The organism is Caballeronia sp. INML1, from assembly GCF_023631085.1.
Classification (GTDB): Bacteria; Pseudomonadota; Gammaproteobacteria; order Burkholderiales; family Burkholderiaceae; genus Caballeronia; species Caballeronia turbans.
This window is the reverse complement of the sequence record NZ_JALQDT010000065.1, coordinates 60,062-81,096: the sequence shown is the minus strand read 5'-3', so window position 1 is coordinate 81,096 and position 21,035 is coordinate 60,062. Positions and strand designations below refer to the sequence as shown.

Annotated in this window: 16 protein-coding genes and 1 pseudogene; 9 read left to right on the top strand and 8 right to left on the bottom strand. The window is 60.7% G+C overall.

Going from position 1 to position 21,035, the window contains the following annotated elements; translation table 11 throughout:
* A partial coding sequence (locus tag NCR38_RS26725; RefSeq protein WP_250477828.1) for an IS30 family transposase occupies nt 1-509 on the top strand: 509 nt, incomplete at its 5' end.
* A gap of 164 nt (nt 510-673) precedes the next feature.
* Here NCR38_RS26725 and NCR38_RS26720 read toward each other — a convergent pair.
* The 3 genes from NCR38_RS26720 to NCR38_RS26710 are packed head-to-tail and all read right to left on the bottom strand — an operon-like array spanning nt 674 to nt 7,664.
* Nucleotides 674-1,570: a transglutaminase family protein gene (locus NCR38_RS26720; protein ID WP_250477827.1), complete on the bottom strand. Its 897-nt coding sequence runs from the start codon at nt 1,568-1,570 to the stop codon at nt 674-676.
* A complete protein-coding gene (locus NCR38_RS26715) occupies nt 1,567-4,191 on the bottom strand; it encodes a circularly permuted type 2 ATP-grasp protein (RefSeq protein ID WP_250477826.1) in 2,625 nt (874 codons plus the stop codon). Before NCR38_RS26715 ends, NCR38_RS26720 begins: the two co-directional genes overlap by 4 nt.
* A gap of 38 nt (nt 4,192-4,229) precedes the next feature.
* Nucleotides 4,230-7,664 carry a DUF2126 domain-containing protein gene (locus NCR38_RS26710; RefSeq protein WP_061116382.1) on the bottom strand — a complete coding sequence of 1,145 codons (3,435 nt, stop codon included), beginning with the start codon at nt 7,662-7,664 and terminating at the stop codon, nt 4,230-4,232.
* A 161-nt stretch (nt 7,665-7,825) separates the two neighbouring features.
* On the opposite strand from NCR38_RS26710, the gene NCR38_RS26705 reads away from it, so the two are divergent.
* Nucleotides 7,826-8,899 (top strand): putative zinc-binding metallopeptidase, encoded by a 1,074-nt coding sequence (locus NCR38_RS26705; protein ID WP_061116381.1) that lies wholly within the window; start codon nt 7,826-7,828, stop codon nt 8,897-8,899.
* 10 nt (nt 8,900-8,909) lie between these two features.
* On the opposite strand, the gene NCR38_RS26700 is transcribed toward NCR38_RS26705, so the two are convergent.
* A complete protein-coding gene (locus NCR38_RS26700; RefSeq protein ID WP_061116380.1) occupies nt 8,910-9,929 on the bottom strand; it encodes an alpha-E domain-containing protein in 1,020 nt (339 codons plus the stop codon).
* Between the two features lie 72 nt (nt 9,930-10,001).
* On the bottom strand, nt 10,002-11,474 hold the full coding sequence (locus NCR38_RS26695; protein ID WP_061116379.1) for a circularly permuted type 2 ATP-grasp protein: 1,473 nt from the start codon (nt 11,472-11,474) through the stop codon (nt 10,002-10,004).
* A gap of 419 nt (nt 11,475-11,893) precedes the next feature.
* Between NCR38_RS26695 and NCR38_RS26690 the strand changes: the two genes are divergently transcribed.
* From NCR38_RS26690 to NCR38_RS26665, 6 genes and pseudogenes are all read left to right on the top strand, one after another.
* A complete protein-coding gene (locus NCR38_RS26690; protein WP_061116378.1) occupies nt 11,894-12,601 on the top strand; it encodes a YceH family protein in 708 nt (235 codons plus the stop codon).
* Between the two features lie 3 nt (nt 12,602-12,604).
* Nucleotides 12,605-13,321 (top strand): annotated as a pseudogene (mnmD, locus tag NCR38_RS26685) (tRNA (5-methylaminomethyl-2-thiouridine)(34)-methyltransferase MnmD); the annotation flags it as partial.
* Between the two features lie 211 nt (nt 13,322-13,532).
* Entirely contained in the window at nt 13,533-13,733 is a 201-nt protein-coding gene (locus NCR38_RS26680) for a DUF3311 domain-containing protein (RefSeq protein ID WP_061116376.1), read from the top strand.
* Nucleotides 13,730-15,211, top strand: coding sequence for a monocarboxylate uptake permease MctP (mctP, locus tag NCR38_RS26675; RefSeq protein WP_061116375.1), 1,482 nt, complete (start codon nt 13,730-13,732; stop codon nt 15,209-15,211). The genes NCR38_RS26680 and mctP overlap by 4 nt, the downstream gene beginning before the upstream one ends.
* A gap of 103 nt (nt 15,212-15,314) precedes the next feature.
* On the top strand, nt 15,315-16,274 hold the full coding sequence (locus NCR38_RS26670; RefSeq protein WP_061116529.1) for an LLM class oxidoreductase: 960 nt from the start codon (nt 15,315-15,317) through the stop codon (nt 16,272-16,274).
* Between the two features lie 27 nt (nt 16,275-16,301).
* Nucleotides 16,302-17,774, top strand: a complete 1,473-nt coding sequence (locus NCR38_RS26665; protein ID WP_250477824.1) for an amidase — start codon at nt 16,302-16,304, stop codon at nt 17,772-17,774.
* Between the two features lie 8 nt (nt 17,775-17,782).
* On the opposite strand, the gene NCR38_RS26660 is transcribed toward NCR38_RS26665, so the two are convergent.
* Entirely contained in the window at nt 17,783-18,256 is a 474-nt protein-coding gene (locus NCR38_RS26660; protein WP_061116373.1) for an H-NS family nucleoid-associated regulatory protein, read from the bottom strand.
* A gap of 346 nt (nt 18,257-18,602) precedes the next feature.
* Entirely contained in the window at nt 18,603-18,944 is a 342-nt protein-coding gene (locus tag NCR38_RS26655) for a DUF3331 domain-containing protein (protein ID WP_250477829.1), read from the bottom strand.
* Nucleotides 18,945-19,313: 369 nt separating this feature from the next.
* Here NCR38_RS26655 and NCR38_RS26650 point away from each other — a divergent pair, with 369 nt between their 5' ends.
* The gene (locus tag NCR38_RS26650) at nt 19,314-19,763 is read left to right on the top strand and encodes a DUF1488 family protein (protein ID WP_250477823.1); all 450 of its coding nucleotides are present in this window, start codon (nt 19,314-19,316) and stop codon (nt 19,761-19,763) included.
* On the opposite strand, the gene NCR38_RS26645 is transcribed toward NCR38_RS26650, so the two are convergent.
* A complete protein-coding gene (locus tag NCR38_RS26645; RefSeq protein ID WP_061116370.1) occupies nt 19,760-21,028 on the bottom strand; it encodes a cytochrome c in 1,269 nt (422 codons plus the stop codon). The two genes, NCR38_RS26650 and NCR38_RS26645, sit on opposite strands and share 4 nt — an antisense overlap.
* Between the last annotated feature and the right edge of the window lie 7 nt (nt 21,029-21,035).

The following is a 21,035-nucleotide window of genomic DNA, read 5'->3' as shown; positions in this document are numbered from 1 at the left end:
CTGAAATCGAAGACCGACTGCTGCCTGGACACTGGGAAGGCGATCTCATCAAAGGTGCCGGCAACCAGTCCGCAGTCGGCGTTCTGGTCGAACGGACCAGCCGCCTGGTGCTGCTTGCCAGGATGGAAGATGCCACCGCCGCGTCCGCGCTGGCGGGCTTCTCTGCCAAACTCAATTCGATTGTCGCGCCACTGCGGCAGAGCTTTACCTACGACCAGGGCAAAGAAATGTCGCGGCATAAGGAACTGACCGCCTCAACCGGCGTGAACGTGTACTTCTGCGACCCGCACAGTCCCTGGCAACGCGGCACCTGTGAGAACACCAACGGGCTGCTGCGCCAGTATCTGCCCAAAGGCACGGACCTCTCGGTCTACAGTCAGGACGAACTCGATGCAATTGCCGACAGTCTGAACAGCAGGCCACGCGCGACTCACGCCTTTCATTCACCATTCGAGGTCTTTGCTGCGACCCTTGCATCAGCAAGCCAGCCTCACGACTCTAAACACTAAACCCGCTGTTGCACTTCATCCTTGAAACCGCCAACTCTTCGAGCATCGTTGGGTGGTTGTCGACGTACACTAAAACAGCAAGATCCATCGTGCTCTCCACTAGCTTCAATCAAGTCAATCCGTTCGATTTTAGCCGCAGGCTTCCAGAGCAAGACACGTGCATCTCATAATGCCAGCACATTTACCGCCACATCCACATGATGCGCACCGCCGCCGAGAATCATCCCGCGCAATAACGACACATCGCTATAATCGCGCCCCGTCGCAAGCGTGACGTGATCGAGGTCCGCCAGCACGTCATTGGTCGGATCGAGATCGATCCATCCGCTTTGCGGACAATGCACCGACACCCACGCATGCGACGCATCCGCGCCGATGAGACGCGGATGCCCCGGCGGCGGATCGTTGCGCAAATATCCGCTCACATAGCGCGCCGGCAACCCGAGCGCGCGCAGACAGCCGATCATCACTTGCGAGAAGTCCTGGCACACGCCATGCCGCAATTCGAACGCGCGCGATGCGGGCGTATCGAACGCAGTGGCCGAGGGCTTGTAGTCGAAATCCTCGTGAATGCGATGCATCAGATCGATAGCGCCCGCAACGAGCGGCGTGCCCGCATCGAAACTCGCTTGCGCATAAGCGCGCAATTCATGATCGAGCGAGATATTGGGCGACGCATAACAAAACTCGCTTTCCGGATAAAACGACTCACCGGCACGATAGCGCAGCCGCTCGGCGACGTCTTCCCACGGCGGCGTGGCGTCTGCATCGAGCGCATTCCACCGTGGCGTGAGCCGCACCGTGGTTTCGCTCGTCATCGAAAGACGTTCGTGCGACGCGTCGAGCGAGAAGTACAGCACGTCATTGCCGAATGCATCGACGCGGCTATGCACATAAGACGGCACCGGCTCGATGCGCTCCGTATGCGAGATAACCTGCTGCCACGGGCAATGCAACGGACGAATGGTCGCGAGATGCTGCGCGATTTCAACCGGCGTCGAATAGCGATATGTCGTCCGATGCGTCACCGCGAGCACGGTATCGTTCATGCCGAGCGTCATGACGACACCTGTGCGCAAAGCGTGTTCGCATGACTGAAGTAGCGGGCACTGACTTCATTCGATGCCGCGAAAACCGACGCGACGAGTCTGTCGCACAGCGCGATCAACGCATCATGACGGCCGTTCTCATTCGTGCCGCACAGCGCGGCGAGATCCGGCAATGCATCGGCGTGAACGAGCAGGTCCGCGAAACGCGTCGCTTGTGCGCGGCGTGCACCGCCGGCAGCGGCCGCGATCTCGTCGAGCTTCGTGCGCAGGCGTGCATAAACGCCATAGAGCCCGCGCGGATTGGTCTGATCGACTACGATCAAATCGATGAGCGCCGGCACTTCGAGCCTGCCCGGATAGAGCGAACGATACGTGAGCGTGCTGTCGAAGAACTGCAAGAGCAGATCGAAGCCAGCGGGCGATGCGAGCGTCCCGCGCTCGGCGACCACGCGCAGAATCGTCGCCATCGTCGAGACGCGCTCGATGTGCCGTCCAATGAAGAGGAGCCGCCATGCTTCATCGCGCGTCATGCGATCGCCCTGCGCGCCGCTGATCGCGCAGAGTTGCGTTGCAAGATGTTCGAGCGCGTTCGCGAGCATCAAACGATCGTAGTCGCGACCGATGCGCACGGCGCTTTCGTCAGCGCTATCGCTGAACACGAGGCGCGCGAGCGCATCGCGAAAGTCATTGCGTGATGCGAGAATCGTGCGCCAGTGATCCGTCGAAAGCCGGTCGCGTATCTCGCCGCATGCGCGCGCCTGATCCGCGAGATTGCTGCCGATGCTCGTCGCCCTGCCCGATTCCGGCAGCCCTGCAACGAGCACGCGTTCGAACGCTTGCGGCGTGCTGCGCGCGAGCGTATCGCCCGATGGAATCAGCCCGCATTCCGATGCGAGTTCCGCGAGCGTCGGAAAGAGTTCTTCGGCGACACTGCCATCGAGCATCCCGAGCAAAAGACGACACAAGCGCACGTTGTTTTCAGCGCGCTCGCCATAACGCCCCGCCCAAAACAGATTCTCCGCGGCGCGGCTCGATACGATGCGATGCTTGCGCAAATCGCCCGGCTTCATCGGCGTGGGACGCAACGATACCGTGCCGCCCGGCTGACTCGACATCACCCATGTATCGACACTGCTGCCGCCGAACTGCATGGACACCGTCGCGCGCTTGTCGGCCGCGAGCCGCGTGAAGCCACCGGGCATCACGCTCCAGCTTCCGTCGATGTTGGCGATTGCATAGGCGCGCAGCACGCAGGGACGCGATCCGATCGCGCCGTCATGAAAGCGCGGCGCGGTGGAAAACGGCAGATTCTCCTGCACCGTGAAGACATCCGGCGCACGTTCGATGCGCTCGCGCCATGCCGCGATGTCCTGCACGCCAGCATCGATGCCCGGTGCGTGATCGGCCTGCGCGCCCGGCCATGTCGGCGCAATGAGGGCGCTGTCGACGCGCTCGAAGACTTCGCGGCGCGCGGCTTCCTCGCCGCACCACCATGTCGGCACGGTCGGCAACTCGAGTCTTTCGTCCAGCAACGCTTTCGCTATGCCGGGCAGAAATGCATTGAGCGCAGGCGATTCCGTGAAGCCCGCGCCCGGCATGTTCGACACCATCACGTTGCCCGCGCGCATCACCTGCAAGAGACCCGGCACGCCTATCGTCGAGTCCGCGCGCAATTCAACGGGATCGCAGAACGCATCGTCCAGGCGCCGCACCACCGCATGCACGCGCGACAAGCCGGCGAGTGTCTTGAGATAGAGCTTGTCATGACGAACGGTGAGATCCTTTCCTTCGACGAGCGTCACGCCGAGATACCGCGCAAGAAATATATGCTCGAAGTACGTTTCGCTGAACGGGCCAGGACTCAGCAACGCGATATGCGGCGCATCGTTCGATGCATCGCTGCGGCCGTCTTCGTCATCGCGCATCGTCGCGCGCGCGGCCTGCGCGATGGTCGCGATGAGTTGCGCATAGGTCTCGGCGAGACGGCTCACGCGCATCGCACGAAACGGATCGGCAAACAGGCTCGCGACGATAAGTCTGTTTTCCAGCGCATAGCCGAGGCCCGACGGCACTTCCGTCCGATGCGCAATCACGGTCCACGCGCCCGATGGCGCGCGAGCGAGATCCACCGCGACGATCTGCAGAAAGCGGCCGAGGGGCGGCACGAAGCCCTTCACCGCGCGCAAATAGCCGGGATGTCCGAACACGAGCGCGCTCGGCAAGAGCCCCCGTTGCAGCAGCGTCTGCGGGCCGTAGACATCGGCGACGATCGCTTCCATCAGCCGTGCGCGCTGCGCGACGCCGCGTTCGATTACCGCCCACTCTTTTTCATCGATGATGAGCGGCAGGAGATCGAGCGACCACGCGCGCGGCTTGCCGTTATCGGCATAAACGTTGTACGTGATGTCGTTGTCGCGCACTTGCTGTGCAACGGCATCGACACCATCGTCGAGCCGCGCGATGCCCTGCTCGCCGAGCAATTCGAAGAAGTGCCGCCACGGCTCGCGCAACTGGCCCGCCGCATCGCGCAGTTCGTCCCAATGCCCTTCTCGCGCAGGCAACGTGCGCAGCAACGCCAGCGCATCGATGCGTGCCGCGGCGATGTCGAAGGGCAAGGTCGATTGATAGGCCAATGTCGTCTCTGCTCTTTATTCGAACGATGATTGCATTTTCAACGATAGCGCAGGTCGAGTGTGAACGGAAACTCGAGGCTGCGTTCGCGGGCTTCGACGTGCATTGCGCCGGGCGTATGACCGGTTGCGAAGAAGCGTGAGCGCCTGCGGCTTTCCGCTTCATAAGCGTTGACGGGGAAGGTCTGATAGTTACGCCCGCCCGGATGCGCGACATGATACTGGCACCCGCCGATGGCGCGTCCCGTCCATGTATCGACGATATCGAAGGTGAGCGGCGCATGCACGTCGATCGTCGGATGCAGCGATGCCGCCTGTGACCACGCGCGAAAGCGCACGCCCGCGACGTATTCGCTTACGCGTCCCGTCGGTTGCAGCGGCAATGCTTGTCCGTTCACAGACACGACGTGTCGATTGCCATTGAGGCCGAGCACGCGCACTTCGAGTCGTTCGACGGACGAATCCACGAAACGCACCGTGCCGCCGATCGCGCCCTCTTCGCCCATCACATGCCACGGTTCGAGCGCATTGCGAATCGTGAGCGCGATGCCGTTCGTATCGTATGCGCCGACGAGCGGGAAGCGAAACTCGAAGTGCGGTGCGAACCAGCTTTGCTCGAATGCGAAGCCTGATTCGCGCAGTTCGGCGAGCACGTCATCGAAGTCCATCTGCACGAAGGTGCCGAGCATGAAGCGATCATGCAGTTCCGTGCCCCAGCGCGTGAGCCGCGCGGTATACGGCGTGTTCCAGAATCGCGCGACGAGTGCGCGCAACAGCAGTTGCTGCACGAGACTCATGCGCGCGTGAGGCGGCATCTCGAAGCCGCGCAGTTCCAGCAAGCCGAGCCGCCCGGTCGGGCCATCGGGCGAATACAGCTTGTCGATGCAGAACTCCGCGCGATGTGTATTACCCGTCACATCGATCAGGATGTTTCGCAGGATGCGGTCGATGAGCCAGGGCGGCACGGTCGCACTGTCACGGCCGCCGAGCAGATCGAGTTGACGCTGCAATTCGTAGAACGCGATCTCCAGTTCATACACCTGATCGTTGCGCGCTTCATCGACACGAGGCGCCTGACTCGTCGGGCCAATGAACATGCCGGAGAACAACATCGACAACGATGGGTGGTTGTGCCAATACCGGATCAGGCTCGCGAGAAGATCGGGGCGGCGCAGGAAAGGACTGTCGGCGGGCGTCGCGCCACCGAGCACGAAGTGATTGCCGCCACCTGTGCCGGTGTGACGGCCGTCGAGCATGAACTTTTCCGGGCTCAGATACGACTCGTGGGCCGCGTTGTACAGGAACTCCGTGTGCTCGACGAGATCGTTCCAGTTGGCCGCCGGATGAATGTTCACTTCGATCACGCCCGGGTCGGGCGTCACCTGCAACATCTTCAGGCGCGCATCGCGCGGCGGAGGATAGCCTTCGACGATCACCGGAATCTTGAGATCGGAGGCGGTTGCTTCGACGGCAGACAGAAGATCGAGATAGTCATCGAGCGAGGTGAGCGGCGGCATGAAGACATGCATGAGCTTGTTGCCGTTGCCGAGCTTCTCGAGTGCGTCGGCCTCCGCCTTGGGACCGGCCGCCCGCGCAGGATCGCGCGCTTCCACGCACAGCGCGATGCGTGCGATCCAGCCGGCCGACTCGCCGCGCTGAGGCTTGCGCTCCCGCGATTGACCCGGTGCGCCGGCGTGCCCCGTCACGTCCGCACTGGCATTTTGCGTGCGCGATTCATTATCCAGATCCGCATATTGCATGCGTAATTCAGTCGCCGTACGCAATGGCGTGGACGGCGCGAACGGATCGTGCGCGTGCTGCCACGGATAATCGCCTTCGGAAACCCACGGCAGCGAGTCGAGCGGCACGCGGTATCCCATGGGTGAATCGCCCGGAACCAAGAACATGCGCTCGTCGCGGAAGAACCACGGCCCGCTTATCCAGCGTCCCGGCTGCATGCCGCCGCCGTCCTCACGCGCGATCGGCAATGCGTAGCCCGTGACAGACGGCAGACCCGCATCGAACACACGACGCAGGCGGGCACGTTCCAGTTCGTCGCCGAGGCGCGAGTCGAACGGATCGACGTTGACCGGCAAACGCCGCTCGCGCCACAGGTAGTACCACGTGTCCTCGTACCCCGGTTGAATGTATTTTGAATCCAAAGAAAGCTTGCCCGCGAGATGGCGAATGAATCGCGCGGCGTCATCCGACGTGTACGACGCAGCCTGCCGTTCATCCGCGAAGAGCGCCGGATCGTGCCAGCACGGTTCGCCGTCCGCCCGCCAGAACAGCGACAGCGCCCAGCGCGGCAACTGCTCGCCCGGATACCACTTGCCCTGTCCGATGTGCAGGAAGCCACGCGCGCCATACTGCGCGCGCAGCTTGTCCATCAGCGAAACAGCGTAGGCGCGCTTCGTCGGTCCGAGCGCGTCGGTGTTCCATTCCGGCTCGTCGCGGTCGCGCACCGAGACGTAAGTGGGCTCGCCCCCCATCGTGAGGCGCACGTCCGATGCATTCAATTGCGCATCCACCTGCTCGCCCATACGCAGCACCGCGCTCCAGTCTTCCTCGCTATACGGCTTCGTGACGCGCGGCGTTTCGAGCACGCGTTCGATCGACATCGAATGAACGAATTCGACTTCGCATTCGTCCACCGCGCCGGAAACAGGCGCCGCGCTGCTCGGCTCCGGTGTGCACGCGACGGGAATATGTCCTTCGCCCGCAAGCAGGCCGGACGTCGGATCGAAACCGATCCAGCCCGCACCGGGCAAAAACACTTCGCACCACGCATGCAGATCGGTGAAATCGACTTCAGTTCCGCTCGGGCCATCGAGCGATTTCGTATCGGGCGCGAGTTGCAGCAGATAACCCGACACGAAACGCGCGGCGAGGCCCAGATGACGCAGAGTTTCGACGAGCAGCCACCCGGAATCGCGGCACGAGCCGGCCGCGCTTTCGAGCGTTTCCTCCGGCGTCTGCACCCCCGGCTCCATGCGGATCAGATAACGAATCTCATGCGAAAGCCGCTGATTGAGCTCGACGAGGAAATCGATCGTGGCGCGCGGCGAACGATCGATACTTTCGACGAATGCCGCGAAGCGCGGAGTCGGCTCGCGCTTGACCATGTAGGGCGCTAGATCGTGCAGCAATTCAGGCGCGTACGCGAATGGAAATTTTTCGGCGGCGGGTTCGAGAAAGAAATCGAACGGGTTGTACACGGCCATTTCGGCAACGAGATCGACCGTCACCTTGAATTCGCGCGTTTTCTCCGGGAAAACAAGGCGCGCCTGATAGTTCGCAAAGGCATCCTGCTGCCAGTTGATGAAATGATCCTCGGGCTCGACGCGCATCGAATACGACACGATCGGCGTGCGGCAATGCGGCGCCGGCCGCAGTCGCACGACTTGCGGCGAAAGACCGACGAGCCGGTCATATCGGTAATGCGTGACATGGTTCAATGCGACACGAATGGACACGCCGGACTCCTTTATTAAATTGACGCCGTGCACGCAACGCGCGCTGCAATGCGGTTTCTGCTTGTCATGGAAAAACGGCCTTTTCGCGGCATGATGTTTGCGTCTACACCGCCAACAACGCGCACAGCACATCGCGCGATAACACTTCCACCGGCCACACGATGAAGACCTTTCACTGCAACCGTTGCAATCAACTCGTTTTTTTCGAAAACACGCATTGCGAAAACTGTGACGCGCGGCTCGGCTACGTGCCCGAGATCAATCAGATCAGCGCGTTCGAGGAAACCGACGACGGCCGCTGGCGCAGCCTGCATCCGCTTGCGAAAGATCTCTTCTATCGGCCGTGCCATAACTACGCGGTGGAAAACGTCTGCAACTGGGTCGTTCCCGCACCCGCCCCGGATACGCCCGAGGCACTCTGCTGTTCGTGCCAGCTGACGAGCACCATTCCCAATCTCTCGACGCCGGAGAACCGCGTCTACTGGTATCGCATCGAAGCCGCCAAGCGCCGCCTGCTTTACACCTTCTCGGAACTGGGCCTGTCTGTGAAGTCGCGTCAGGAAGACCCTGAACGCGGCCTCGAATTCCAGTTCCTCGAAGGCGATGCGCAAGGCCACGGCGTAATGACCGGTCATAACAACGGCATCATCACGCTCAACATCGCCGAAGCCGACGACGCTCATCGAGAGAAAACGCGCTCCGCGCTTCACGAGCCGTATCGCACCTTGCTCGGTCATTTCCGTCATGAGTCCGGGCACTATTTCTTCGATCGCCTGATCGCCGACACCGCGCGCATTGCGCCGTTTCGCACCGCATTCGGCGACGAGCAAGCCGACTACGCCGCCGCGCTCGATCGTCATTACAAGGAAGGCCCGCCCGCTCAGTGGGAAGACAACTTCATCAGCGCCTATGCCACGATGCATCCGTGGGAAGACTGGGCCGAAACATGGGCGCATTACCTGCATATCGTCGATACGCTCGACACCGCAGTATCGTGCGGCCTCGTGCTCGTGCCCGACAGCCCGCACGAGCCGACGCTCACCGACCAGACGCCGGTCGAGGAAACGACGTTCGATAACCTGATGAAACGATGGTTTCCGCTCACTTATGTCCTGAACAGTTTGAATCGCAGCCTTGGCATGCCCGACGGTTATCCCTTTACGCTTGCGCCGGCCGTCATCGACAAACTGCGCTTTGTGCATCGCGTCGTCGCGGCGGCGTCGGCCAAGCGCTGATAACCCGCGCTCATTCTTTGCCTTGCGACTGCGTCTGACCTTGTGACTGCGTCTGCGTTTGAGACTGCGTTTGCGCGGGCGGCTCCTGCGCGATCGGCAACAAAAACTCGCGGCTTACGCGACCCGCGAGATCATTCACGCGTGCGAGAAAATCGACGAGATAGGCATGCAAGCCGCCTTTAAGAATGTCGCCGATCCGCCCGTTCTTCAGTTCCGCGCTCAGTTGCGCCGCGAGCCGCGTCGCTTCCGTATCGCGCCCTTTCGTCACCTGTCCGATTAGCTGCTCCACTTCCGCGATGCTCGCCGCAAGCGAACGCGGCCAGTCGCGATAGAGAATCAGGAGTCCCGCCACGCGTTCAGGCGTAATGACATCGCGATAGACCCGGCGATATACCTCGAAGCCTGACACCGAACCGAGCACCGCCACCCAATGGTGATAATCGAACGGTTGTGCTGAAGTGTCGGCGCGTTGTTCCATCATTTCGAACTTGACGTCGAGAATGCGCGCCGTATTGTCCGCTCGTTCGATGAAAGTCCCGAGACGCATGAAATAGAATGCGTCGTCCTTGACGAGTGTGCCGAGCTGCACGCCGCGCGAAAGGTGCGAGCGAAACTTTACCCACTCGAAAAACGTATAAGGCTCGCGTTCGAGAATGCCGTCGGCAAGCATGCGCTGACAGTCGAGCCACGTCGTATTGAGCGATTCCCATAACTCGCTATTGGTGGAGCTGCGCACGGCTCGCGCATTCTCACGCGCGGCGCGCAAACAACTGACGATCGACGACGGGTTCGATAAATCGCGCGCCATGAAGTCGATCACGTCGCGGCTTTTCATGCCGTGGTGCGCGGCCGAATAGATGCCGCTCAGTTCCGATATCGACAGCATCGCGCGCCAGCCAAGTTCCGCATATTCATCGGACTGCGGCAAGAGCGAGAGCTGATAGTTCGCATCGAGCATCCGGGCAGTGTTTTCGGCGCGTTCGGTATAGCGCGCCATCCAGAAGAGATGATCCGCGGTACGGCTCAGCATGGGTGTTCCCGGTTGTTTGTCGTTGTCTTGAGTGACGCAGTGCTTTCTTCAGGACTTTTCCTCAGCGTCTCCTCAGCGTTCCAATACCCACGTATCCTTCGTGCCGCCGCCTTGCGATGAATTGACGACGAGCGAGCCTTCTCGCAACGCGACCCGCGTCAGCCCGCCCGGGACCATGCGCACGTCAGTACCCGACAGTACGAAGGGACGCAAGTCGATATGTCGCGGCGCGATGCCCGCCTCGACATACGTCGGACATGTGGAAAGCGCAAGGGTCGGCTGCGCGATGTATTTCTCCGGATGGGCTTCTAGCACCGCGCGAAACTCCGCGATCTGCGCCGCGCTCGACGCAGGCCCGACAAGCATTCCATAACCGCCCGCGCCATGCGTTTCCTTCACGACGAGCTCGGGCAGATGATCGAGCACGTAGGCGAGATCGTCGGGCTTTCGGCACATCCACGTCGGGACGTTGTTCAGAATCGGCTCTTCGCCGAGATAGAAACGCACCATGTCCGGTACGTAGGGATAGATCGATTTATCGTCCGCTATGCCGGTGCCGACCGCATTGCACAGCGAGACATTCCCCGCGCGATATGCGCCGATCAATCCCGGCACGCCGAGCGTCGAATCCGGCCGGAACACGAGCGGATCAAGAAAGTCATCGTCGACGCGGCGGTAGATCACATCGACGCGCTGCGGCCCCTGCGTAGTACGCATGTACAGATAGTCGTTGTCGACGAAGAGATCCTGTCCTTCGACCAGCTCGACGCCCATCTGCTGCGCGAGAAACGCGTGCTCGAAATAAGCCGAGTTATACATTCCCGGCGTCATGACGACGATGGTCGGATTCTCGGCGGCAGCCGGCGCGGCCGCGCGCAAGGTGTCGAGCAGCAAGTCCGGGTAATGCGCAACCGGCGCAACGCGATTGCGCGCGAAAAGATCGGGAAAGAGCCGCATCATCATCTTGCGGTTTTCCAGCATGTAAGAGACGCCGGATGGAACGCGCAAGTTATCTTCGAGCACGTAGAACTCGCCCTGTCCCGCTCGCACGATATCGATACCCGCGATATGCGCATAGATATCGCGTGCGACATCGACGCCGCGCATCTCGGGACGGTATTGCGCGTTGCCGAGTATCTGCGCCTCGGGAATGATGCCCGCGCGGATGATGTCCTGCTCGTGATAGATATCGTGGATGAAGCGGTTGAGCGCATTCACGCGCTGCCGCAGTCCGCGCTCCAGCGCGCGCCATTCGTCGGCGGGAAAGATACGCGGAATGACATCGAAGGGAATCGTGCGCTCCGGAATGATGCCCGGCAAATCGCTCGTTCCATAGACCGCGAAGGTAATGCCGACACGTCTGAAGTTGAGATCCGCTTCCGCGCGCTTGATCTCGATCTGCTGCTCGCTTTGCGCGGAGAGCCAGGCAAGGAAATCGCGGTAGTGCGTGCGTGGATCGCCTACGCCGCGAAATGCCGCCGCCGGCACGCCGCGCGCCTCCAGATCGCTGCGCTCGAACATTTCGTTGAAGAATGCTTGCGTCATAACCGGTCTTCCAAATGAAGTGCATGCCGGGGTGGCGGTTCCCTTGGCTCGTTATTCTGGTTGCACTCGCGAAACGCTTGAAGAGCCCGAAAGACGCGGCGCATCCGATGCCATGGATTACGTCGATAGGCGACCTCGTAGCGCGATGCTCTTTGATCCCTGCGGAGCATCGATTGCGCGGGCAGCCCAGTGCCGAATGAGAAAAAGCAACTTCAATGCCAATGGTCTGAGCGGTTCACCTCCATGAATAAGGCACGTCCGGATGTCGGATTCCCGAGAGCGTGCACCAAAAAAGCGCTTTGTGAACGAACCCTGCACGAGCAGAGGTTGATCTTCATGCTGCATGACGGTGCGCGGAAAGACGAAAACCTTGCGCTGCGCCGGTATCATAAGCGTCTTATCGCACGTCAACTACACCTATGAACACCCCTTCCGAAGCCGCTCCCCGTCCCACGCTACGCGAACTCACACCTCTCGAAGCGCGCGTGCTCGGCGTCCTTGTCGAGAAACAGCATACAGTGCCGGACACCTATCCTCTTTCATTAAATTCCCTGACATCGGGGTGCAATCAAAAGACCGCGCGCTCGCCCGTGATGAACGTGAGCGAGGACGAAGTGCTGACGACCATCGATGGCTTGAAGCGTCTGAGCCTCGTTTTCGAGGGAAGCAGCAGCCGGGTGCCGCGCTTCGAACACAACGTGAACCGCGTGCTCGGCGTGCCCAGCCAGTCGGTTGCGCTGCTTGCAACCCTGTTTTTGCGCGGACCCCAAACGGCAGCGGAACTGCGCGCGAACAGTGCCCGGCTGCATTCGTTTGCGGACATATCATCGGTCGAAAGCTTTCTCGATGAACTCGCCGCAAATGATCCGCCGCGTGTCGTGAAGCTGTCACGCACGCCCGGCGAGCGCGAGAGCCGCTGGATGCATTTGCTATGCGGCGAAGTGAGCGTCAGCGATATCCCTTCGCGTGAAACGCAGGGCGCAGAAACCTATTCGCTTTCCGAATTCGAAGCGCTGAAGTCCGAGCAAAAGCGCCTGACTCACGAAGTCGCACAATTGCGGGCGATGGTCGAGCAAATGGCGAGCGAATTGGGCATTACATTGAATCAATCGTCGTCCGATGCCTGAGCGATGGATGAGCCGCTGATTCCCGCACCGCTCGTGTTTCGCGACGACGGAACACCGTACTCGCCGCGCCACGATGACATCTATCACAGCGCAGCGGGCGCGCTCGCGCAGGCGCGCCATGTCTTTCTCGATGGCAATGGCCTGCCCGCGCGCTGGCGCGTAAAGCGGCGCTTCATCGTGCTCGAGACCGGCTTCGGCATGGGTATTAATTTCCTCGCGACATGGGCGGCATGGCGCGACGATCCGCAACGCACGTCTGCACTGGAATTCGTGTCGATAGAAAAGCATCCGTTCAGCGCGGACGATTTGCGCGCCGCGCACGCGGCAATCATCGACGACACCGCTGTTGCGCCGCTCGCAGATGCTCTCGCTTCGGCATGGCCGCCGCTCGAGGCCGGCGTGCATCGGCTTGCATTCGTGCCTGGCGCGGTCACGTTGACACTCGCTTTCGGTGCTGCGGACGATCTCTTGCCACGCCTCGCCGATCACGGCCTCACAGCGGACGCCATCTATCTCGACGGCTTCGCGCCAGCCCGAAACCCTGACATGTGGACGCCCGCCATCTTCGCGTCGCTGGCGCGCATTGCCAAAGACGATGCGACGTTCGCAACCTATACCAGCTCGGGCCACGTCAAGCGCGCACTCATCGACAACGGATTCGACTATCGCAAGGTCGCGGGCTTCGGCGGAAAGCGCGCGATGCTCGTCGGCAAGCGAGCTCATTCCCGGTCAGTCATTGATTCGTAAGCATCGATCGTGCTTTCGTGAAAGCAGATAGCTTCTCCCTCGTTTTACGGCCCGGGCAACAAAGCAGAATTAGTTGGATAATGCGCAGCCGTTAGCAGCGCGGCCCGTGCTCGTATCAGCAAAATGAACGTCGAGGCCGCGCGGCGGCACATTCTTTCGGCGCTGATTCACGAGGAGAGATGTTTTGGAATCCAACAACGATGCGTCCGCCAGCCCATGGCTTTGGGTCGCGCTATTGATACCCTACGTCGCGCTGCTCTGGCTGCCGTTCTATAACGACACGCACCCTTCATTCGCGGGTTTTCCGTTCTTCTACTGGTATCAGTTCCTTTGGGTGCCGCTCACGTCGCTCCTGCTTTATATCGTGTACAGGGGCCTGAAATGAACGATCTCACGCCCGTCGATCCAGTTGCGATGACGATCTTCATCGCGTTCTTTGCGCTCGTGACCGTCGTCGGCTTCTTTGCCGCACGCTGGAAACGCGGCGATCTCACGCAGCTCCACGAATGGGGCCTGGGCGGCCGCCAATTCGGCGTGTTGATTTCGTGGTTCCTCGTCGGCGGCGATTTCTATACCGCCTATACCGTGATTGCTGTGCCGGCGCTCGTCTATTCAGTAGGTGCGTACGGCTTCTTCGCGCTGCCTTACACGATCATTGTCTATCCTTTCGTATTCGCAGTGATGCCCAGGTTGTGGAAGATCGCTCATGCGAAGAATCACATCACGGGCGCCGATTACGTGCAGGGTGAATACGGCGGCAAATGGTTCCCCGCAGCGGTGGCGATCACGGGCATCGTCGCGACCATGCCTTATATCGCGCTGCAACTCGTCGGCATGCAAGTGGTCATCAAGGGTCTCGGCGTGACGGGCGAACTGCCGCTTATCATCGCATTCGTGATCCTCGCGCTCTATACCTATACGAGCGGGCTGCGCGCCCCCGCCATGATTGCGTTCGTGAAAGACATCATGATCTATATCGTCGTGATCGCTGCGGTATGGCTCATTCCAGCGAAGCTCGGCGGGTACGCGCATGTGTTCGATTCGGCCGATCAATACTTCAAGGCGAAGGGCGGCCCGACAGGCATCATCCTCAAGCCGGGTCAATTCACGGCGTATGCTTCGCTCGCGCTGGGCTCGGCGCTTGCCGCATTCATGTATCCGCATACGATGACGGCGGTGCTCTCGTCATCGTCCGCGACGACGGTGCGCAAGAACGCCATCTTCCTGCCCGCCTATACGCTGCTGCTCGGTCTGATCGCGCTGCTCGGCTATATGGCGATCGCGGCGGGCGTGCGCGTGAAGTCCGCATCGGATGTCGTGCCCGCCTTGTTCGGTGCGCTGTTTCCATCGTGGTTCGTGGGCTTCGCGGCTGCGGCCATCGCGATCAGCGCGCTCGTACCGGCGGCGATCATGTCGATTGGCGCGGCGAATCTGTTCACGCGCAACTTGTGGCGTCCGCTCGTTTCGCCCGACATGTCGTCCGCTGCCGAAGCATCGACCGCGAAGCTCGTGTCGCTCGTCGTCAAGTTCGGCGCGTTGCTATTCATCGTGTTCCTTCCGACGCAGTATGCAATCGACTTGCAGTTGCTGGGCGGCGTCTGGATCCTGCAGATTTTCCCGGCGATCGTGTTCACGCTGTTCACGCGCCGGCTGACGACGCCTGGCCTCTTTCTCGGCTGGCTGATCGGCATCGTATTGGGCACAGGCCTCGCGATCTCGCAAGGACTCAAGCCGGTCTATGCGGTGCATGTCGGTGAAGCTTCATGGCCGGTCTATATCGGCCTGATTGCGCTCGTCGTGAATATCGCCGTGACGTATGTCGTTTCCCTGGTCACGCGACGCAGCGTGGCGCTTTCGGCCTGAGCGCCCAAAGCTCGACAATGCCCGTGCCTCATTGCGCCGGGCATTGTTTGCACATGCAGTGATACCATCGGCGTCAAGCCCTCTACTTGACGCAATGCGTGTCATGACCGCAAGCGAAAACACTCTGGCCTCGTCTTCCATCGCGAATGCGGTGTTTGCGCAAGACAAGCTCTCTATCGGCATCACATTGCCGATCACATGCGATAACCAAACCGCAGTCGACTTCAACGAGCAGATCGCGCTCGCGCGACTCGCCGATAAGCTCGGCTTTCGAGCGCTGTGGGTTCGGGACGTGCCGCTCAATAGCATCGATTATCCGGACCCGGTCGGGCATCTCGACCCGTGGGTGCTACTCGGCGCGCTCGCATCCAATACCGAACGCATCGCGCTGATCAGCGGCGCGATCGTGTTGACACTCAGACATCCGCTTCACGTCGCGAAAGGCGCGATTTCCGTCGACACGCTATCGCAGGGACGCTTCATTCTCGGTGTCGGTTCAGGCGATCGTCCGCCGGAATATGCGGCTTTCGGCCGTGATCCCGATAACCGGCGGGAACTGTACAAACAGCATTGGGCCACCCTCGCCGCAGCCGTTACCGTGCCCTCTCGCGTGATTCCCGATCAGGCACCCGAAGGCGCGCCCGAGTTCTATTTGCTGCCTCGCCGGAGCGTTTCCATTCCAATGCTTGCCGTCGGTTCCGGCGGACAGAGCGTCGACTGGATTGCGCGTCACTCGCTTGGCTGGATGACTTATCATCGCGAGCCGCAAGCGCAGCGCGGGCGATACAGCATGTGGCGCGCGGCAGTGGATCGTGCGGCGTCCGGGGCCTTTCGTGCGTTCGGCGTCGCAATGCGGCTCGATCTCAGCGACGACGCCGATGAGCCCGCAACCGATATTTCGCTCGGTTATCGCACGGGCCATCGCTCGCTCATGGCGCTCCTGCATGAGATGCGCGACAGCGGCACGCATCACGTGACGCTCAACATCACACCGGAACGAAGGCCTGCGCGCGATATCATCGAGGAAGTCGCCGCATATGTGCTTCCCGAGTTTCATCGCTGAATCCGTTCTCTTATTCACGACACGACCATGACCGCACTCGATGCAAACTCCGCGTCCTTGCCCGGCGACGATATCGTTTCGCTCGACGCCGTCGCTCTCTCTCGTGCGATTCAAGCACGCGCTGTTTCCTGCGGCGAAGTCATGAACGCTTATCTTGCGCAAATCGATCGCATCAACGCTGCGGTCAACGCGATCGTGGCGATGCAGGATCGCGATGCGCTGCACGCGATTGCGGGCGAACGCGATGCGCAGTTAACCAGGGGCGAAAGCCTCGGACCGCTGCACGGCTTTCCGCAAGCGCCCAAAGATATCCTGCCCGTCGCCGGCATGGTCACGACGAAAGGCTCGCCTATATTTGCGGGCGAAATCACCCAAGTCGATGCGGTCGTATTCGAACGCATGCGTAAAGCAGGCGCGATATTCATCGGCCGCACCAATTCGCCGGAATTCGGCTTGGGCGGACACACCTATAACCCGGTGTACGGCACCACGCGCAACGCGTTCGAGCCCTCGCGCTCCGCAGGCGGCAGCAGCGGCGGCGCAGCCGTCTCGGTCGCGCTGCGCATGCTGCCGTGCGCGGACGGCTCCGACATGATGGGCTCCTTGCGCACGCCCGCCGCATTCAATAACGTCTTCGGCTTTCGCACGACACCGGGGTGCGTGCCTTATGCGCCCAGTGACGACGTATTCTTTCAGCAATTCAGCGTCGCCGGTCCGATCGCGCGAAACGTTCCGGATCTCGGCTTGCTATTGTCGGTGCAGGCGGGCTTCGATAGGCGTGCGCCTCTGTCCCGCAGAAGCGACAATCCCGCTGATTTCGCGAATGCGCTCGAACGCGACATGCGCGGCACACGCATCGGCTGGCTGGGCGATCTGAACGGACATCTGCCGATGGAAACGGGCTTGATGGAGACTTACGCATCGGCGCTGCGTCACTTCGAAACAGTGGGTTGCACCGTCGAACCCGCCAGGATCGACTTCGATATCGGCCGCCTCTGGAATGCATGGATCGATCTGCGCAGCCTCACCTTTCCCGGCACCAACGCGTCGCTTTATCGCGATGCCGCGAAGCGCAAGCTGCTTAAACCCGAAGCGGTATGGGAGATAGAACGGGGCCTCAAACTATCGGGAGAAGATGTTTCGCGCGCAGTTCGCGACCGCGCGGCCTGCTATCAGGCGATCAACGCGCTATTCGATCGCTTCGACTATCTGTTGATGCCGTCGGCTCAGGTCTTTCCTTTCGATGCGGAGCTAGACTGGCCTCATGCTATCGCCGGCCGGGAGATGGATACCTATCATCGCTGGATGGAAACTGTGGTTCCGGCAACGATGGCTTCGCTGCCCGCGTTGAGCGCGCCGGCCGGCTTCGGCCCCGACGGCTTGCCGGCCGGATTGCAGATCATCGGTCCGACACAAGGCGATCTCGGCGTGCTGCAGATTGGGCTCGCTTACGATCGCGCAAGTGGATTCTCGAACGCGCGCAGCCCCTTGCTTGGCTAAAGCCACATTCAGGCGACGGCGCGCTGCACGCTCTTGTGCGCGCCTTTCTTGGCGGTCGTGCGTCCAGCCCGCTTTACGGATGCCGCACGGCCCTTTCGCGCACCACCTTTTTTCGCCGCGCCGTTCTTGCCTGATGCAGCATCGATCAGGTACACGCTGCGGTCAGGCGCATCCTTGATCCATGCCGGCGGCCGCGCATGACCGCTCCAGGTCGCGCCTGATAGCGGGTCACGATACTTCGGTGGAAGTTTGGGCTTCATGGCGCCATTCTTTAAACCGGCTGAATTCTTCGATCCCGTCTTACGGCCGCGTTGCTTCGCCGCGCCTAAGCCTGCTTTGGCGAGATCCGCCGTGGTCAAGCCATATTCATCCATCATCGCCCGGATCTGAGCGATCACCTGGACCGACTCTCTTTCCCGCAAGGCATCCGCGCGGCGCTGCAATTTTCGAATCTGACTTTCCAATTGCGCCAATGTAGCCATGTCCCCTCCCGGATCGTCATTGTGGATCACAAGGCGTCTGTCTAATGAGTTCGCTTGACGCCTGACTTCTCCTACATGCAAATCTTATATGGTTATGTCGATCCTAAGCACTCTTGTTAAAAGATTGATCTCGAATACTTCAATCTTTCTAAAGTGCATGGCCTGAACCTCACCCGCAAAGCAGTTGATTCATTTCTCAACGACATCCTCGTCAGACATTTAGCGAAAAGCGCTTAGTCCATGAATTGTCTAGCACGGGGTTCACGCAAGGCCGTGCCCGCGCGGGCGGGCACAAACGACAAGGACTCGTGCGTTGCGCACGCGTGACGCGGCGGTAAAGCCGCTATCACTCGGAAACGAGGCTCGCTTCCTGTTCAGCCGGTGTGAGAGCAAGCGCGAGAATCATCGCGCCACTGTTGAGCGGCACTGAGCTGCCGACACGCCTCGGCCTATAGACCGGTTGCCCACGCCTGATCGCCTGCCCGCTCAACGCGCACGTTCCGCGCTTGCGGGCGGTACAAAGCGCCCAGACCTGCTCCGAGTAGTTGAACGATGTGGGATCGTGCCATGAGAGCGCCAGCGTCGATTCGCTCAGACGCTCCAGCACGCGGATATTGACGCAATGCTCTTCACCGGGTCCGATGCACGTACCCTTGCCCGGCACGTTGCGCACGAGCGATCGTGTCATCACCGCCATTTTCTCGTGCGCTTCTGACGGCCGGCTGGGACAGCTGTCGAGCAAAGCCAGGGTACGGCTCCAGGGATCCATCAACGATGGAAGCTTCATAATCGCTCCTGCAGGCGACAACGCTTGCCGCGGCAGAAGCCGGGTGGACGTTGCCGGTGGAGTTCCGGGGAATGCGCCGCACGACCCGCTTCCTGAGCCGGTCTGCCGCGCCGCTTCGGATGATCGTTCCTAGAGTAGTACACCTGAGCATGCTTTTGTTTTCATTTTTCCACGCCACAGTAAAGACATGTCAGCTTTGACATTTCGAATTCGCTGGCACTCTGTCGCGCTATCGGGTGCAACCGCACCAAACATTAGACTCTAACCGAGATGATTCGAACGAACGTTCGATTTAAAGATCAAGGCATTGCGCAACAGTCTGTGCGTCGCCGCTCCGACGAACGCCCGCTTCTGGCCGTTCGCGCACGTTTCGGGCTGAATCGGGGATGCGCGAACTCGCCGATTTCTGACACAATAAAAACCAGCGAACCGCACTTCTCCTGTCGAATCATGACAAGCAAGCTTTCGATCCATGCCACCATTTCGGCGGACCGCGCCTCCGTCAGCTTTGTCGCGTTTTCGCGCGAGCAAGCAATTCAATGCAACATCACGCGCAAGGCATTGGAGCAGTGTTTCTGGGCGCCGGCCGGGGCGAGCGACGAACGCCTGCTGAAAGCGCTGAGCGACGGCTATGAACGGATCAGCGCTAGGGTGCATCGAAAGTTCCTTGCGCATCCATCCAGTTCAGTTCATCTGGATGTCATGGATTTTTCGTCCTAGCGTGCCGCCTGCGTCGCCTTGCGCATCTTTGCAACGTCCTCTGCCTGGACCGCCGGCGTGTTGTTGTTCCAGGCGCCGCGGATGAAAGTCAGCACATCGGCGACTTGCTGATCATTCAGCACGGGCGAATAGCGAGGCATTGGATAAGGCGCCGGCACGCCATTCAGCACGAGATCGTCAGTGCCGTTAAGCGTCACGTTGATGAGCGACGAAGGATCCTTCTCCAGAACGTTCGGATTACCCGCAAGCGGTGCGAGCATCGGCGCGAACCCGCGACCGTCGGCGCCGTGGCAATGCATGCAGTAAGCGGTGTAGACACGCGCACCCGAGTCCGTCGCGGCCGGGCGTGTCAATGACACTTTGGTCGCTTTCTGATCATATGAATACGGCGCGCCGCCACTGCCGCCCGCCGCCGGCAAAGACTTCAGGTAGCGCGCCATTGCGGCGACATCGGCGTCGCTCAGCGCTTGCGTGCTGTTATTGATGACGCTCGTCATTGAGCCGAATGCCGACGCGTGCGCATTCGCGCCTGTCTTGAGAAACGTTGCGACGTCCTGCTCGGACCACCGTCCAAGTCCGGTATTGTGTTCACCTGTCAGATTGGAAGCGAACCAGTTATCGAGCAAACCGCCCGTCAAATATGCGCTGCTGCTCTCGTCCAGTCCTTTTTCCTGAAACGCGATGCCGCGCGGCGTATGACACGAGCCGCAATGCCCGAGGCCTTGAATCAGATACGCGCCGCGATTCCAGGCGACATCCTGGCCGGCCTTGCTTCGATAGACTCCTTTTTCGAGGAACACCGCATTCCAGAGCTTCAACGGCCAGCGCATATTGAGCGGCCACTTGATATCCGCTTCACGATTGGCCTGCTTGACAGGCGCGACGCCATGCATGAAATACGCGTAGAGGGCATGCATGTCCTCGTCGTTGATCTTTGCATAAGACGGATACGGCATCGCCGGATAGAGATTGTGGCCGTCCTTCGCCACGCCTTCACGCAATGCTCGCGCGAATTCCTCCTCTGTATAGCGGCCAATACCCGTGTCCGGATCAGGCGTGATATTGGTCGTGTAGATGGCGCCTAAGGGCGTCATCATCGGCAAGCCGCCCGCAAGTGGCTTGCCGCGCGGCGCCGAATGGCACGCAATGCAATCGCCCGCCCTCGCGAGATACGCGCCACGCGCGACGAGCGCATCGTCGGCCGCATAAGCCGAAGACATGAAAGCGAACAACACCGCAAAGAGAGGCTTCGATGCATTTTTCATGATGGCC